This window comes from Polyangium fumosum, from assembly GCF_005144585.1.
Classification (GTDB): Bacteria; Myxococcota_A; Polyangia; order Polyangiales; family Polyangiaceae; genus Polyangium; species Polyangium fumosum.
In genome coordinates this window covers 1-14,988 of sequence record NZ_SSMQ01000129.1, presented here as the reverse complement: position 1 = coordinate 14,988, position 14,988 = coordinate 1, and the positions used below count along the sequence as shown (strand labels likewise).

14 protein-coding genes are annotated in these 14,988 nt (G+C 70.8%); 5 read left to right on the top strand and 9 right to left on the bottom strand.

All coding sequences use genetic code 11. The features are described from left to right. The 6 genes from E8A74_RS50090 to mnmA form a co-directional block, all read right to left on the bottom strand. On the bottom strand, positions 1-324 hold a 324-nt coding region (locus E8A74_RS50090; protein WP_276568036.1), incomplete at its 3' end, for a PP-loop family protein. Next, positions 321-515 carry a hypothetical protein gene (locus E8A74_RS50085; protein WP_136930347.1) on the bottom strand — a complete coding sequence of 65 codons (195 nt, stop codon included), beginning with the start codon at positions 513-515 and terminating at the stop codon, positions 321-323. The genes E8A74_RS50085 and E8A74_RS50090, both read right to left, overlap by 4 nt. Before the next feature lie 28 nt (positions 516-543). After that, complete coding sequence (locus tag E8A74_RS50080; RefSeq protein ID WP_136930348.1) at positions 544-1,917, bottom strand: class I SAM-dependent RNA methyltransferase; 1,374 nt, start codon at positions 1,915-1,917, stop codon at positions 544-546. Between the two features lie 73 nt (positions 1,918-1,990). Next, entirely contained in the window at positions 1,991-4,441 is a 2,451-nt protein-coding gene (locus E8A74_RS50075) for a serine/threonine protein kinase (protein WP_269749948.1), read from the bottom strand. Between the two features lie 139 nt (positions 4,442-4,580). After that, a complete protein-coding gene (locus E8A74_RS50070) occupies positions 4,581-5,228 on the bottom strand; it encodes a hypothetical protein (RefSeq protein WP_136936301.1) in 648 nt (215 codons plus the stop codon). Beyond that, positions 5,225-6,340 carry a tRNA 2-thiouridine(34) synthase MnmA gene (mnmA, locus tag E8A74_RS50065; RefSeq protein WP_232380101.1) on the bottom strand — a complete coding sequence of 372 codons (1,116 nt, stop codon included), beginning with the start codon at positions 6,338-6,340 and terminating at the stop codon, positions 5,225-5,227. The genes E8A74_RS50070 and mnmA overlap by 4 nt, the downstream gene beginning before the upstream one ends. A 160-nt stretch (positions 6,341-6,500) precedes the next feature. On the opposite strand from mnmA, the gene E8A74_RS55365 reads away from it, so the two are divergent. Further along, positions 6,501-8,288, top strand: coding sequence for a response regulator (locus E8A74_RS55365; protein ID WP_136936300.1), 1,788 nt, complete (start codon positions 6,501-6,503; stop codon positions 8,286-8,288). A 28-nt stretch (positions 8,289-8,316) separates the two neighbouring features. On the opposite strand, the gene E8A74_RS50055 is transcribed toward E8A74_RS55365, so the two are convergent. Beyond that, the gene (locus tag E8A74_RS50055; RefSeq protein WP_232380100.1) at positions 8,317-8,877 is read right to left on the bottom strand and encodes a CPBP family intramembrane glutamic endopeptidase; all 561 of its coding nucleotides are present in this window, start codon (positions 8,875-8,877) and stop codon (positions 8,317-8,319) included. Positions 8,878-9,149: 272 nt separating this feature from the next. Between E8A74_RS50055 and E8A74_RS50050 the strand changes: the two genes are divergently transcribed. The 3 genes from E8A74_RS50050 to E8A74_RS50040 all read left to right on the top strand — a co-directional run bounded on the left by E8A74_RS50050 (position 9,150) and on the right by E8A74_RS50040 (position 11,690). Next, on the top strand, positions 9,150-9,917 hold the full coding sequence (locus E8A74_RS50050; protein WP_136936299.1) for a zinc ribbon domain-containing protein: 768 nt from the start codon (positions 9,150-9,152) through the stop codon (positions 9,915-9,917). After that, a complete protein-coding gene (locus E8A74_RS50045) occupies positions 9,917-11,299 on the top strand; it encodes a DNA methyltransferase (protein ID WP_136936298.1) in 1,383 nt (460 codons plus the stop codon). Before E8A74_RS50050 ends, E8A74_RS50045 begins: the two co-directional genes overlap by 1 nt. Before the next feature lie 85 nt (positions 11,300-11,384). Beyond that, positions 11,385-11,690: a hypothetical protein gene (locus E8A74_RS50040; protein ID WP_136936297.1), complete on the top strand. Its 306-nt coding sequence runs from the start codon at positions 11,385-11,387 to the stop codon at positions 11,688-11,690. Positions 11,691-11,697: 7 nt separating this feature from the next. Here the strand turns inward: E8A74_RS50040 and E8A74_RS50035 are convergent, their stop codons facing one another. After that, entirely contained in the window at positions 11,698-12,945 is a 1,248-nt protein-coding gene (locus E8A74_RS50035; protein WP_136936296.1) for an NAD(P)/FAD-dependent oxidoreductase, read from the bottom strand. Positions 12,946-13,031: 86 nt separating this feature from the next. On the opposite strand from E8A74_RS50035, the gene E8A74_RS50030 reads away from it, so the two are divergent. Further along, entirely contained in the window at positions 13,032-13,346 is a 315-nt protein-coding gene (locus E8A74_RS50030) for a 2Fe-2S iron-sulfur cluster-binding protein (RefSeq protein WP_136936295.1), read from the top strand. A gap of 31 nt (positions 13,347-13,377) precedes the next feature. Here the strand turns inward: E8A74_RS50030 and E8A74_RS50025 are convergent, their stop codons facing one another. Beyond that, positions 13,378-14,379: a phosphatase PAP2 family protein gene (locus E8A74_RS50025; protein ID WP_136936294.1), complete on the bottom strand. Its 1,002-nt coding sequence runs from the start codon at positions 14,377-14,379 to the stop codon at positions 13,378-13,380. Positions 14,380-14,988 lie beyond the last annotated feature (609 nt).

The following is a 14,988-nucleotide window of genomic DNA, read 5'->3' as shown; positions in this document are numbered from 1 at the left end:
CTCGCGGGCCCGCGCCTGGAGGTTTCCCCCCGGCTCGACGTCGAGCCGCGTGACCTCGAAAGGAACACCGAGCTTGTCAGCGAGCTCGGCCGCGAGCGCGAGCTCGTCCCGCGCCTCGGGGCGCAATCCATGATCGATCCCGTGCCCCACCACGTCGTGGCCGATCGTGCGGCGGAGCAGCGCGAGCACGTGGAGCAGCGCCGTCGAGTCGGGGCCACCCGAGCAGGCGACGAGCACACGATCGCCGCGATCGAAGAGCGCTTCGTCGCGGATGGTGCGCTCCGCGAGGCGTCGTAACGAAGGCGGGTGCGAGGGCTTGGTCAACGGAGCTCGAAGGCCTTGCAGAAGACGACCTCGTCACGCGCATCGAGGTCGGGCTCCTTGTGCATGACGTGCGGATACCCGAGCGAGCAACGATCGCCTTCCGGGTCGTATTGCGCGCAGTCGCCGCACGTGAACACGAGGCGAAAGCGGCGCGCCTCCTGCCGGAGCCGTTCGTCGACGGTGTGGATCATCCGGCGAGAGCGTAGCGCACGCGAGCGCTCAACGCGCCCCGCGGCGACGCACGAGGCGGGCCACGGTCTCGACGTGGCTCGTCTGCGGGAAGAGCTCGACCGTCTCCAGGTGCGTGAGCGAAAAGCCCGCGCGTGAGAGCACGCCGAGGTCCCGCGCGAGCGTGGCCGGATCACACGCGACGTAGACGATGCGTTGCACGCGCGAGGCCGCGATCGCAGCCGTCGCGCCCTCCGCGCCGGCCCGCGGCGGATCGAGCACGACGACGTCGACGCGCGGCGGAACCGGGTAAGCGTCCGCGTCGGTGGCGACGACCTTGCCCGCGAGATCCCGCGCCGCGAGGTTTTCACGGGCCGAGCGCGCAGCTCCCTCGTCCGACTCGACCGCGACGAACGACGCGGCCCCACGCGCGAGCAGGATCGAGAGCGTGCCGCTGCCGGCGAAGAGCTCGAGGACGTGCCCGTTCGTCGCTTCGTCCGCGCCTTCCCGCGGCGCATCGACGTCCGCGCGGGCGAGCTCCGCCACGCGCCGAGCGAGCAGCGTCGCGCCGTGATCCGAGCTCTGTGCGAACGATCCGGCCGCGATGACGAGCGGCGCGCCGTCCGCGCCTTCGAGCACCGGGCGCGGATCCCCGAACACGGCCGGCGTCTTCGCGCCCTCCATGCGCACGCGCGCGCCGGCCCACGCGCCCTCCGCGACACGCCGATCGATCGCGGTCCAGGCCGCGGGCGCGATCTCGCCGCGCCACGTCACATCCACGACGAGCCGCCCGCCCGCGCCTCGCGCGACCTGCACGTCGCCCTCGCCCGTCGAGCCCGCGAGCGCCGCCGGGATCTCGTCGAGCGCGCCGGCGATCGACGACGCGAGCACGATGCAGGTCGGCGTGGCGACGAGCGTGTGCGAGCCCGGGGCGCGATACCCGATCCGCACCCGACCTCGCTCGCCGCGCACGTAGAGCCGCGCGCGCGTGCGGTAGCCGAGCGGCTCGGGCGCGGCGTGCACGTGGATCGCGGGCGGCGCCTCGCCGGTTGCATGCGCGACCGCGCTCCGGACGATCTCCGCGTGCGCCGCTTCCTGCGCGCGCGGTGAGAGGTGCATGAAGTCGCAGCCACCACACGCGTCCACGTGCAAGCACGTCGGATCCACGCGATCGGGGCTCGCCTCGATCACCCGCAGCAGGCGCCCGCGCGCGGGTCGCGTGTTCCTGTCGACCTCGGCCTCCACGCGCTCGCCCGGCGCGGTGCCCGGCACGAAGACGGCCGTGCGATCGGCGAGCCGAGCCACGCCCGCTCCACCTGCGGCCAGGTTTTCGATGTGCAGGATCTCCGGGCGAAGCGCCTGTTTCGGCCTCGCCTGTTTGTCCCTGCGGTCCGGCTTTCCAGCGGGACGCGTTCCGTGCGGCATCGACGGAGACTACGTCACGACGAACGCACGTGCACCGCCCGCCCCGTCTTCGGAGCGAGCGGCCCGGTTCGTCTCACTTCATCGACACGCGTTGCGCCGTCACCTGGCCGGACACGACGATGACCGAGATGACCTTCGTCATGTCGCCCTTCTTGAGCGTGACCCGGTGCGAGCCCGGCTTGACCGAGATGTGCACGATCGGCGAGGGGCCGAGCGAGCGCCCGTTGTCGAGCACGTCGTCGCAGAACGGGTTGCACACGATCGTCAAGAAGCCCGGCTCGCCGGACGCGGCCGCGGCGCTCGCCGTCGCCGTGGGCGCGGCCGTGGGCGCGGCCGTCGCCGTCTTCGCGGTGGCGGGCGCGGTCCCGGGTCCAGGGCCCGGCGCGGCCGCAGGCGCGGCCGTATCCGTCGGCGCAGCCGCGGCCGTTTCGGTCGGCGCGGGCGCGGGCGCAGGTGCGGGCGCAGGCGCGGGCACGGCGACCGTGCTCGGGATCGGCGGCGCTTCGGGCACGGCCGTGGCCGCCGGCTGCGACGTCTCCTGCGGCTGCTTCAGCTTGAAATACACGAGCACGCCGATGCCGATCACGCTGAGCGCGACGAGCGCGACGACCAGCACGAACACGCCCGTGTTGCGCTTCGGCCCGCCTTGCTGACGAGCCGCTTCTTGCTGCGCCATCCAGAGCGCGGCGGGATCGGGGCGCGGCAGCGACATCGCGGTCTCGATCTGCGACTGCGCCACGCGCTGGCCGTACTGCTGCGGGATCTGCGGGTTCGGGTTGCTGATCGGGTGCTGGTAGCCGGGCTGCTGTCCGTACTGCGGCTGCGGCGGCTGCTGGCCGAAGCCGAAGCCCGGCTGCTGCGGCGCCATGCCGCCGTTGAAGCTCGGCTGCTGCGGCGCGGGATACCCGCCGAAGCTCGGCTGTTGCGGCGCGCCAAACCCTTGCCGCGGCGGCCCGGGATCCGGCATCTTCGCGTTCGCCGGGAGCGCGATCGTCGCGTTGAGATCGTCGGCGTCGCCGGGATATCCGCCGTTCGGCAGCGCCGCGGTGCGCTCGTTGTGCCCCGGCCCGGGCATGCCCGCGGCGGGGAGCGGCGTCGTGAGCTGAGGCCTGTGCTGCCCCTGCGGCGTCGAAGGACGACCTGCGCTCGGCAGCGGCCCGCCCGCGGCCTTCTCCAGGTGATCACGCGTCGCGACCGTGGTCGGCACGTCCTCGTCGTCATCCATGAGCGACGTGGCAGCCATCTGCTGCGACGCGGACGATCGATCCTCGGGCGGGGGCATCGCGGCGGGCGCGCGGTTCGCGATCGGCTGCGCCGCCGACTTCGAGGGCGCCGTCCCGCTCGCGCGGCCGCGACGATCGTCATCGTCGTCGTCTTCGAGCAGCGAATCGTCATTCAGGCCGCCCTGCGCGCGGAGCTGATCGACGTTCACCGTCGACGTCACCTCGGCGGCCCACGCGAGGTGCGCCTCGCGTTTGGCGATGCGATCGGTGAACACGTGTCGGACGAACTGCGCGACCTCCTCGGGACCGACGAACGCTCCGCTCTGGTTCAGGTAGACCTGCAGGGCGCGGGAGAACTCGCGGGCCGTCTGGTAGCGGTCCTTCTTGTTCTTCGCGAGCGCCTTCATGACGACCGCTTCGAGGCCTTGCGGATAGCCGCGCACGATCGTCGAGGGCAGCGGCACCACGCAGGCCTGCACCTTCTCGAGCGTGTCGAGATCGGTGTCCATGCGGAAGAGCCGCTGGTTCGTCGTGAGCTCCCAGAGCACGACGCCGAGCGCGAAGATGTCCGTCGTGCGATCCACGTCCGCGCCGCGCACCTGCTCGGGCGACATGTACGCGAGTTTGCCCTTGAGCGTGCCGGCGCGGGTCGACGCGAGCCGGTCGGCGACCTTCGCGATGCCGAAATCGACGACCTTCGTGTAGCCGTCGTACGTGACGAACAGGTTGTGCGGCGTCACGTCGCGGTGGACGAGCCCGAGGAGCTGTCCGTTCTTGCCGCGTAGCTCGTGCGCCGCGTGGAGGCCCTCGGCCGCGTCCGCGCAGATGCGCGCCGCGAGCTCGGGGCTGATGTTCATCCGCTTCTCCTCGGCCCGCCGCATGACCTCGCGCAGCGGTTCGCCGTGGAGGTACTCCATCGCGATCCAGTACGTGTTGTCGTCTTTGCCGAGATCGAAGACCTGCGCGACGTTCGCGTGGTTGATCCCGGCCGCGATGCGGGCTTCGTCGAGGAACATGTCGACGAACTGATCGTCTTCGACGAGGTGCGGGTGGATGCGCTTGATCGCGACCCACTTCTGGAAGCCACCGGGGCCGTCCATGCGCGCCAGATGCACGCTCGCCATGCCTCCGACGCCGATCTCGTCGACGACGCGGTATCGTCCGAGGAAGAAGGTCCCAGGCTGCTGCTTCTCGGGTTCTTTCGGGCGGGGACCGGACGAGGAGGCGGGCGCGCTCCTGGTGTTTGCCGGTGCCGGACCGCCCGGTCGCGAAGCAGCGGGTCGAGGCGGAGGTTGAGCCATGACGCGTTGATTGAATCCTACCGCGAAAACGATTCCACTTTCCATGCGCCGGAGAGAGCGCGTGGACGCTTCTGGATGTTCAGCGGGTGAGCACGCCCTCCGCGGACGTGTGTAGGGACCCTACGAAGCGCCTCGAACTTCAGGGAAAGGGCTGACCGGGCTGGCCGCGCTCGAAGTAGAAGCGGAAGAAACCCGTCACACGCGATTGCAGTTCCTTCGGGATCTCGTTGGCGGGCGCGTCCACGGGAGCGTCGCGGGGATCACCCATCCACACGTCGAACTCGGCGTCGGTGTACTTCTCGGCAGCCTCGGCCTCGTTCGGATCACCGCTGAACAGCGAATGAAACGTGACCGAGCCATCCACGGCGTAGAGGATCACGTTCTGGTTGTGGCAGGAGCGCTGAAGATAGAGCGAGACGTGGATCGCCGGCTGATCCTCGGGCGGCGGGGTCGGGAAATCGGAGCCGGGAGGCAAGACGCCCGGCGAGAGCGTCACGTCGAGGGGCTTGCCGAGCAGCTCCTCTCGGACCTTGCCCACGTCCTCGATCAGGACCGCGAGCCCGTCGGAGACCTCTTGCAAATCCGTCCCGCGCTGCACGCGCATCTGGAGCGTCGAGCGGTACGGCACCGCCGCGAAGAAGTCGGGGCGCAGATCGTACGCGTCGAACCAGCAATCCTTCGCGACGAGCGCGTCGCTCTTGACCTCGCCTTCGCCCTGCCCGAGCGAGCAGCCCATCGCGCCGAGCGCGAGCAGCGACGCGACGACGAGGCAGAGCCGCGCGCTCACGCAGCGCCTCCCGCGCCTGCGTGGATCGCGGACTTGATCGCGGCCCCGCCGCAGACCCGATCGCCGTCGTACGCCACCGCGATCTGACCGGGCGAGACCGCCTTCACCGGCGTACGGAAGCGCGCGACGAGCACTTCGCCTCGCTCCGGATCCTGCACGCGCTCGATCGTCGCGCGTTCTCCTTCATGACGCGCGCGTACCCGCACGTCGGCTTCGAGCGGGAACGTCACGTCGTCGCTCCACGCGCCCGCTTCGAGCAGCGCGCCCGTCGCGAGCAGCGCGTCCTCGCCGCCGAGACGCACCGCGCCCGACTCCGCGTCGATCCCCACGACGAACGCGGGCCGACCGAGCGCCACGCCGATGCCCTTGCGCTGGCCGATCGTGAACCGATGCACGCCCTCGTGGTGCCCCACCGTGCGCCCTCGATCGTCGACGATCGGGCCGGGCCGAACCCGCTCGCGCCCCGCGCGGTTCTCGACGAACGCGCCGTAGCCGCCGGCGGGGACGAAACAAAGCTCCTGGCTCTCGCCCTTGTCCGCGCGCGGGATCCGCCGCGCGTGCGCCTCGGCGCGCACCTCTTCCTTCGTCGCGTCCCCGAGCGGCAGGACGAGCTTCCGCAGCTCGTCCTCGCGCAGCATGTGCAGGAAGTAGCTCTGATCCTTGACGCGATCCTTGCCTCGATACAGGCGCGCGCGTCCGTCCTCGCCGACCTCCGTACGCGCGTAGTGACCGGTCGCGATGAACGACGCGCCGAGCCGCTCCGCCAGCGGGAAGAGCTCGCGCATCTTCACCGAGCGGTTGCAGGCCACGCAGGGGCTCGGCGTCTCGCCGTCGAGGTACGCGTCGACGAACGGATCGACCACGTGCGCGCGGAAGAGCTCCCGGCGGTCGAACGTGTAGTGCGGGATGCCCAGGTGATCCGCCGCCCGCCGCGCGTCGTGTTGGTCCTCGGGCGCGCAGCAACGACCCCGCTCGCTCCGGTCGTCGGGGTAGTCCCAGAGGTGCAGTGTCACCCCGATGACGTCATAGCCGGCGTCGCAGAGGCGCGCGGCCGCCACGGAGGAGTCGACTCCGCCGCTCATGGCGACCACGATCCGCGTTCCTTTCGTCACGAGGCCCAGCTTAGCGCTGAAAAGCCCGGTGCGCGCGGCCGAATCCCTCCGGGCGGGCGGGCCGAGACGCGGGGGCCCTCACGCCCCCGGGGACGAAACCGACCGGGCGGGCCCCTTGCCACTTGGCCCCCCGGCGAGCGCACGTGATACGGTTTCGCCAATGCCCCGAGGGCTCGTGCTCGTGATCGAAGACGACGAGTGGGTCAGCAGCCTGCTCTCGGGCGCGATCCGTGACGCAGGCTACGACGTCATCGTCTGCAACACCGCGCAAGCAGGGCTCGATACGGCCTGCGATCGCGAGCCGGACTGCATCATCTGCGACATCGATCTGCCGGACAACGACGGCTACTGGGTCGCGCGGAACGTCCGCACGCAGCCCTCGCGCGTGTCGGTGACGCCCTTCCTTTTCCTCTCCGCCCTCGACGATCAAGAGGCGCGACTCGAAGGGTTTCACGTCGGCGCCGATGCGTACATGACGAAGCCGTTTCGCGTCGACGAGGTCGTCGCGCAGGTCGGCGCGCTCGTGCAGATGGCGTGGCGGTTGCGCAAGCGGCGCGACTCGCTCGTCTCCGTCCCGCCTTCGTCCTCGACCGAAACGACGGCGATCCAGGGCGATCTGAGTCAGATGTCGATCGCCACCGTGCTCACGGTGCTCGAGCTCGAGCGGCGCACGGGTGTCGTCGAGGTCATCAGCAAGAAGCGCAAGGTGCAGCTCGACGTCGCCACCGGCTTCGTCGTGACCGGGACCATCGGCGGCACGACGACCGACGCGATCACGATCCTGCGCAACATCCTCGGCTGGAAGGTCGGTCGGTTCTCGTTCGTCCCGCAGCCCGATCGCCCGCCGACCGGCAACGCGCAGCCGATCGGGCACCTCTTGCTCGAAGCCGTGCGCCTCGAAGACGAGAGCATCCACAACGGCGAGCAACCTCGATCGAGCAAGGCCGCGCCCTCCACGCGCCTCGCCGCGCCCTCGATGGGCGGGCCTCCGTCGCGGCGCACCGACCTCGGGCCTCCGTCGTCGAAGGCGATCGCCGAGCCCGCGAAGCCGCTCCAAGCAGCACGCGCGCCCGCGGCGGCCGCGCCCGCGCAAGACGACGAGACCGATCGGAAGGCCTACTACGACTGGGCCGACTTCGGCATGGACGAGACCGTGGCGCCGCCGCAGAGCGCGAACCGCGCGGAGGCCGCGCCGGGCTCGCAGGAGCTCGTCCCCGAGTCTGCATACGGTGACGAAGCGCAGCTCGTCGAGGAGCCGGAGCAGCTCACCGAGCTCTCCGCAGAAGCGTTCGACGAGGTCGACGAGTCGCCCGCGTCCGAGTACCAGCTCGAAGAGGAAGACCTCGAAGGCGCGCCGGCCTATCGACCGAACTGGGGCAACGCGCCGAGGCAAGCCGGCGCGCGCCCCGCGCCCGCGAACGCAGGGCCGATGCGGCCGGCAGGAACGTACGGGGCGGCAGGCCCGGTTCGTCCGGGCGTCATGGCGCCGCGCTCGCCGGGCGCGCCGCCGCCGCGCCACACGCCGGCCGCCCGACCTGCGGTGTCTGCGGGGTTGCCCGGTCCGCCGCCGCGTCAGCCCGTGCCCACGCGGACCGCGGGGGGTTTGCCCGGACCACCGCCCCGCGCGCCGGGCGGGGCGAACCGGCTTCCGGGACCGCCGCCGCGACAACCCCTCGCGCCTTCCCGCACGAGCGGCGAGTACACGCGCCCGTCGTTCCCCGGCCCCGCGCCCGCGGCGCGCCCGCCGGCCCCGGGCACGCATTCGAAGAGCACGCCGCCGCCGCTGCCGAACCCGGGCGCCGCGCCCATGCCGCGCTCGCCCACGCCGCCGCCGCGTCAAGCCGTGCAGACGCGACCCGATCTCACCGAAAGCGGCGTGCGTCCGGCGCCGCCGCCGCTCCCGCCGCGGCATCCGCAGACGGGCCCGGTCAACGACAAGAAGCGCTGAGCGTGTTCGCCGCGCGCGGGGCTTCGGCTCAGGCGAGGTTCTGCTCGGGATCGTTTCCGGGATCGTGATCACGCAGGTACCCGAGGTTCACCGCGTTCACGATCGCGTGCGCGAGCAGCGGCCCGAGCAGCGAGCCCGTGGCCGCGAAGATCGCCCCGAGGATGAGGCCCACGGCCGTCGCCCACGTCGTCCAGACCCAGCGGCTCGGCCCGCGCATCTGATGCAAGAGGCCGAAGAGCACGCCCGAGCCGAGCACGCCGATCACCGGCGTGAGCAGCCCGCGAAACAGGATCTCCTCGCCGAGGCTCGACAGGCCCGCGAGGATGAGGATCTGCCCGACGGAAAGATCCTTCGCGACCGGACGAAGCTCGCCGTGCAGGCGCCTGGCCCAGGCGAAGCGACCGACCGCGAAGCGCGTCGTGGCCACCAGGATCGTGGCGAGGATGATGCCGGAGAGCGCGCTCGCGAGCGTCCCGACGAGCGGCGTCAGGCCGAGCCACGGGTCCGGGTACATCCAGGGCGCGCCGTCCCGGAGCGCCAGCGCGAGGGCGGTCGCGAGGCACGCGAGGAGCGCATAACCGGCGGCCACGCTCCACGCTGCAGCGTTCCGGCCCGTCCGGGTCCACCGTCCCCGCATGTCCTGCATGTTGGCACGTCCCCGCCTCGCCGTGAAGCGAGCCGAGCCGTCCCGGCCGGGCGCCCGTCCCCGTCCGTCGCCCCCGCAGCGTCGATCGGTGCGCTCTCCTCTGGCCGTGGGACCGGCCCCGGATTAGATGCGCCCATGATGCACGCGACCGTGTTCATCATGCCGGCTCCGAAGGGCGCGAGGGCGACGCGCGGACGGATCGCCCGCGTGGCGCCATGACGGCCGGATCGTCCGAAAGTCGCTGCGTCGCTTGCGGCACGGGCGTCCCCGCGGGGGCCGCGGTTTGTCCGCGCTGCGGGACCTCGCAACGCATGGAGGCTTGTCCGCATTGCGGGGCCACGTCCGGAGTGACGCGTGACGCGGAGCTCCGGTTCCGCTGCGACGTCTGCGGCGGCCCGCGCGTGCCGCTCGACACGAGGAAGATGCGACGGAGCGGCAAGGAGGTCACGCCGCTGCAGCGCGCCGAGCTCGCGCGAAAGAGGCGCGCGAAGAACCGCGCGGCGGCTGCGTTCACGGGCGTCGCGCTCGCGGGGACGATCGGCATCCTCGCGATCTACGGCCTGCTCGGCGTCATCGGCGTGGTGAACCCGGGCCTCGGGTTTTTCCTCGCGAGCTTGCTTTCGGCCGGCCCGCTCGCGGGGCTCATCGCCTGGTTCCTCGCGCGCTCCCGGGCGCAAGGCAAGGAGATCGAGCCTGCGCTCGACGAGGCGTGGCTCTCGGTGGCAGCGGACGTGGCCGCGCAGATCAAGGGACCCGTCACGGCGCGCGCCCTCGCCGAAGCGCTCCCCATCGCGGAGCCGCAGGCCGAGGAGCTGCTCGCGTTGCTCGAAGCGCACGAGATCGTCCGGAACGACGGGAGCCTCACGCGGATGCGGATCGACGCCTCCCCAGACAAACCCGATCTCGCGGCGATCGAAGCGGAGGCTGAAGCCGAGGCGGAGGCCGAGGCGCGTGCGCCCGGCGTCACGCGCGAGAAGGTGTGATGCGCGAGCGAACGAAGACGAAGCCCGGCGAGCGAAGGACGCTCGGCGAACGAACGCGGCCCCGCGAGCAAACGAGGCCCGACGAGCGAACGCGGCCCCGAGAGCAAACGAGGCCCGACGAGCGAACGAAGCCCCGCGAGCCGATGACGGCCCGCGAGCCGACGAAGCCCAACGTGCGGCGCGCGCTCTCCCACGTCGGCGGAGAGACCAAGGTCGAGGGAGATTTCACGCGTGGCGCGGCGCTCGTCAGAGCCCTCGACGTGCCCCCGTCCGAGGTAGCCGAGGAAGCCGCGCGTGCACACGTGCACGGCTTCCACAGCTACCCGGCGCGCATGCACCCGGTCACCGCGCAGCGGCTCGTCGAGTCCTTCTCGCGCCCCGGAAACGCCGTGCTCGATCCGTTCTGCGGCAGCGGCACGGTGCTCGTCGAAGCGCGGCTCGTCGGTCGAAAGGCGATCGGCGTCGACGCGAACCCGCTCGCCGTGCGCCTCGCCGCGCTCAAGCTGCGCGACACCACGGAGGCCGATCGCGCCGCGTTCGTCGAGGCGGCGCGCGCGGTCGCGCTCTTCGCGGACGAACGCCGCAAGGCGAAGAGCGGACCCACGCGTCGGTACGGCCCCGAGGATCTCGCCCTCTTCGATCGACACGTCCTCCTCGAGCTCGACGGCGTACGTGCCGGGATCGATCGCATCGAAGAGCCCGCCGTGCGCGGCGAGCTCGAGCTCGTGCTCTCGTCGATGCTCACGAAGCTGAGCCGCCGCACCTCCGACACCTCCGAGCGCGAGCTCGAACGACGTATCGCCTCCGGCTACGCCGCGCGCCTCTTCGTGCGCAAGGCCGAGGAGCTCGTCGCGCGTCGCGCCGAGGCCTCTGCGCGCCTCGCCGCCGCGCCGCCCGCGCGTGTCCTCGAAGGTGACGCACGTCGCCTCGACGGCATCGACGATCGCTCCGTGGATCTCGTCGTCACGTCGCCGCCGTACCCGGGCGTCTACGACTACCTCGCGCACCACGAGGCGCGCCTTCGCTGGCTTCGCCTTCGCCCCGAGCGCTTCGAGCGTGCCGAGATTGGCGCACGTCGCCGGCTCGATCCCATGGGCCCCGAGGAAGGCGTGGCCCGCTGGGAGCGCGAGATCGGCGACACGCTCGCCGCGCTCGGCCGCGTCATGCGCCCCGAGGCGTCTGCGATCCTCCTCCTCGCCGACAGCGTCGTCGCGGGCCGCCCCGTCTACTCCGTTGACGTGATCCGCCGCGTCGCGCCGCGCGCGCGCCTTCGCGTGGACACCGTCGCCTCGCAGCCGCGCCCGCACTTCCACGTGCCCACGCGCAGCGCCTTCGCCTCACGTCCGCGTCAAGAGCACGCGATCCTACTCGTCCGCGCGTAGCACCCGCGCGGAGTCGCGACGAACTGTCCCCGTCCTGCCCTCGTGTGGCAGGATGCCCGCCGGCTTCCCACGGAGACGTTTCGAGATGCGGCGTGAGACGATCGCGGTGGTCTTTGCGGTTTCTCTGACGATGTTCGGCTGCAAGAAGGGCAGCGAGGGCGAGGGGACCGCCGCGACATCCGAGGGCGCGATCGGCGTCGCCGAGTGCGACGCGTACGTGAAGAAGATGGAAGCCTTCCTCGATGGTTTGCCCGAGGAGGCGCGCGCCGCGCGTGAACCTGGCTTCAAGGCGATGCGCCAAGCGTGGCGTGAGGCCGCGCAAGCGCCCGGCGGCAAGGAAGGGCTCGCCGCGACGTGCAAGGAAAACCTCGCGACGGTGCCCACGAAGTAGCGCGTGTTCAGACGAACGTGGGCACTTCGGCCGGGTAGTGCTCGCGGAGGAACGAGGCCCACGGCGGACGGCGCTCCACGTGGAACACGTCGCCCGAGAGGATCGACGTGATGAGCTTGCGGATCGTCGACCGCTGGTTCGGCTCGAACAACGTCTCGCGGAACTGCCCCGCGTAGAAGCTCTGCACGACGCCCAGGAACAGATCGACCGCGTAGCGCACGTTCGCCTCGTACGTGGCGAACGCCGCGCGTGACACGTCGCCCGTCGTGAGCGCGTGATCGATCGCCTCGGCCGCGAGCGTGGCGCCCTTGATGGCCAGGTGCGCGCCCGTCGAGAACAGCGGATCGAGGAAGCCGCCGGCATCGCCGACGAAGAGCCACCCGTCGCCCGCGAGCTGATCGATCCGGTACGAAAAGTCCGCCAGCGCGCCCACGGGCCGCAGCCGCGTCGCGCCTCCGAGGAGCTCGCGCGCCGTCGCCGATTGCGCGAACGTACGATCGTAAAATGAATCCAGCGACTCGCCTTTTTGCTTCTGCCGGATCCACTCGGACGACACGACCACGCCCACGCTCGTCACGTCGCCGCGGAACGGGATGAACCAGAACCAGCCGTGTTCGAAGATCACGATCTGGATGTTCCCTTCGTCCTGCCCGCTCGGCCGGAACGTGCCGCGGTAGTGCGAGAACAGCGCGGTCTTGTCGAGCCGCGCGATGTTCGCCTTGCGCCGCGTGCGTGAGGCCAGGAGCGTGTCGCGCCCCGTCGCGTCGACGACGATCGGCGCGAAGAGTTCCGTCACCTCGGAAGGGTTCAGGAGGTTTTTCGCGCGCACCCCGACGGCGTGGCTGCCTTCGAAGAGCACGTCCGTCGCCTCCCACTGCTCGCGCACCTCGGCGCCGAGCTTGCGCGCTTGTTCGAGCAGCACGTGATCGAACTCGGCCCGCGGGACTTGGTAGGCGTACGTGAACTTCGGATCGAAGCTCTCTTCGAAGCGATACGTGCTCTCACGCCCGGTCGTGCAGCAGAGGAAACGCGCGCCGTACTTGCGCAAGAACCTCCGATCGAGCTCCTCGTCCACGCCGAGCTCGACGAAGACCTCACGCGATCGAGGCAGGAGCGACTCGCCGATGTGAAACCGCGGGAACTTCTCGCGCTCCAGCACGAGCGCCCGCCGGCCTCTCCGCGCGAGGCTCGCGGCGAGCGTGGAACCACCGGGCCCTCCCCCCAGGATCAATGCATCCCACCCGTGATGCGTCATGGCCCCTGGATATCGCGGCCGCTCGGCCTCGCCAATGCCCGAGCAGCGGAGTCGACGACACGCGCGGCTTCCGTTAGAGATGCCTCGTGATCCGGGTGGAGTTCCTGGCGAACGAGCTCGGCCCCGCCGCAGGCGCAGACGCCGCGCCGGGCGATGCGCTCGTCGACGTCAGCGATGCGTGCCGCGCGCCCGTCTCGTTCTCGTGCCGCTCGGCGAGCTGCGGCACGTGCCTCGTCGAGGTCCTCGAAGGCGCCGCGCTCCTCGCACCCCGGAAGGCCGACGAGTCCGAGGTGCTCGACCTCTTCGACGCGCCGCCCTCGCAGCGGCTCGCCTGCGCGGCGCGTCTCGTCGCGCACGGGGAGGGGCTCGTGCGGCTTCGGTGGGCGGGGGGCGACGAATGATCGACGGTGCGGCGTGTCGTTCGCGTCTTCGTCAGTCGAAGACCCACGCGCCGCGGAAACCTCGCGCGAGGCGCCACGCCTCTTCGCGCTTCGCGATCCACGGCGCGAGGGCACCGACGGTGAAGGCGAGCGTCAGGCCCGCGAGGACGTCGATCGCGTAGTGCCAGCGCAGGAACACCGTCGAGAAGATGATGTTCGCCGCGAAGAAGCCCGTCACGATCGCAGGCCAGAACCAGCGCCGATCCGTCTTCGCGTTGTGCAGCGCGTGCAGCGTGAACCACGTCGGCGCGGCCGTGTGCAGCGAAGGGAAGATGTCCTTCATCGCGCTGCCGGCCTGCACCGTGTCCCAGACGCAGCCCCAGAAAAACCCGCCGTTGATTGGCCCCTTGAACTGATGGGCCAGGTACTGATGCGGGCCGTAGCCGGGCACCACCATGTACCCGAGCTGGCCGATGCTGAAGACGAGCAACGTCCCGATCGCGAACGCGGTCGTCCGGCGGCTCGGCTTCGTCAGCCACAGGCCCACGATCATGTAGGTCGCGCCGATGAAGAAGTAGCTGAAGTAGAAGAACGAGAACCACTCGACCACGGGCCGCACGTTGAGCGCCTCGAGCACGAGCGCGGGCTCGCGACCGAAGATCGCCTCGTCGATCCGGAGGAGCGTCGCGTCCAACGAGTCCGGACGCACCACGGGCAAGAGCCAGCGCAGCACGAGGTAGTTCTGCACGAGCACGCCGACGATGCTCACGCGGTAGACGATCTTCCGGACGATCGGCGGGATGCCGGGGATCACGCGGCCGATCAGCACGGCGCCGAGGATCACCCCGATGCATAACTCCGTCGTCCGGGCGCACGACACCTGATCGGCGGTCGCTTGCCGCTGCACCGCAAGAAGCAGCCGCACGACCGTGAGGTAGACGAGCAGGATGACGTCCTGCACGGTGAAGCTACCGAGCAAGAACTTGATCCACCCGCCTTGCATGGCGGTGATCTGTGCGGGGGCTCCCTCGACGTGCTCTTCGGAGGCACGCATGTCCGACGGGCTCCAGAGTCCGTTTTGGTGCGTGGAAGTGCTCACTTGTTCTCTCCGCGTAGCCGGGATCCAGCGACGAACCGCGACGCCGCGGGAGATGACGCGGCGCAGTCTAAGGGGGAAGACCCATCAGGTCGAGGCTTCATCGCCATGAGATGTGCGGCGGGCTCAAGCAAGATCGGCGCCCGTCGAACATGCGTGAAACGTCGAGGTTTTGTCGAATTCGACGGAACGACGTAGCGCAGGAGGGACCGGAGCGCGTAGCCGAATGCGCTGTCGTCTCGCTCTCGGAAAATCTCTACGCACCGTTGCGCACGCCTGCGCTCGCGTCGCTCGTCGGCGCGCCGAGCGTGCATGCGACGAGGCACGCGACGTTCGGTGTGCAGACGATCCGCAGGAGGAGACCTCGCGCGCGCACGCTCCTCCGAGCGCCTGCTCTGCTGCAGGGCGGCTCGTTCGTCATGACGTCCGCTAGGATGACGGCATGGTGCGTCGTGAGGAGATCGACCAAACGGCCGGGACACCGGTTCGAGGGTCGGTCTTGCGCTGCACGTCTCCAACGGGTGAGAGTCCCGTCCGGGTAAGCGCCGGAGCGCCCGGTAGCAGGCC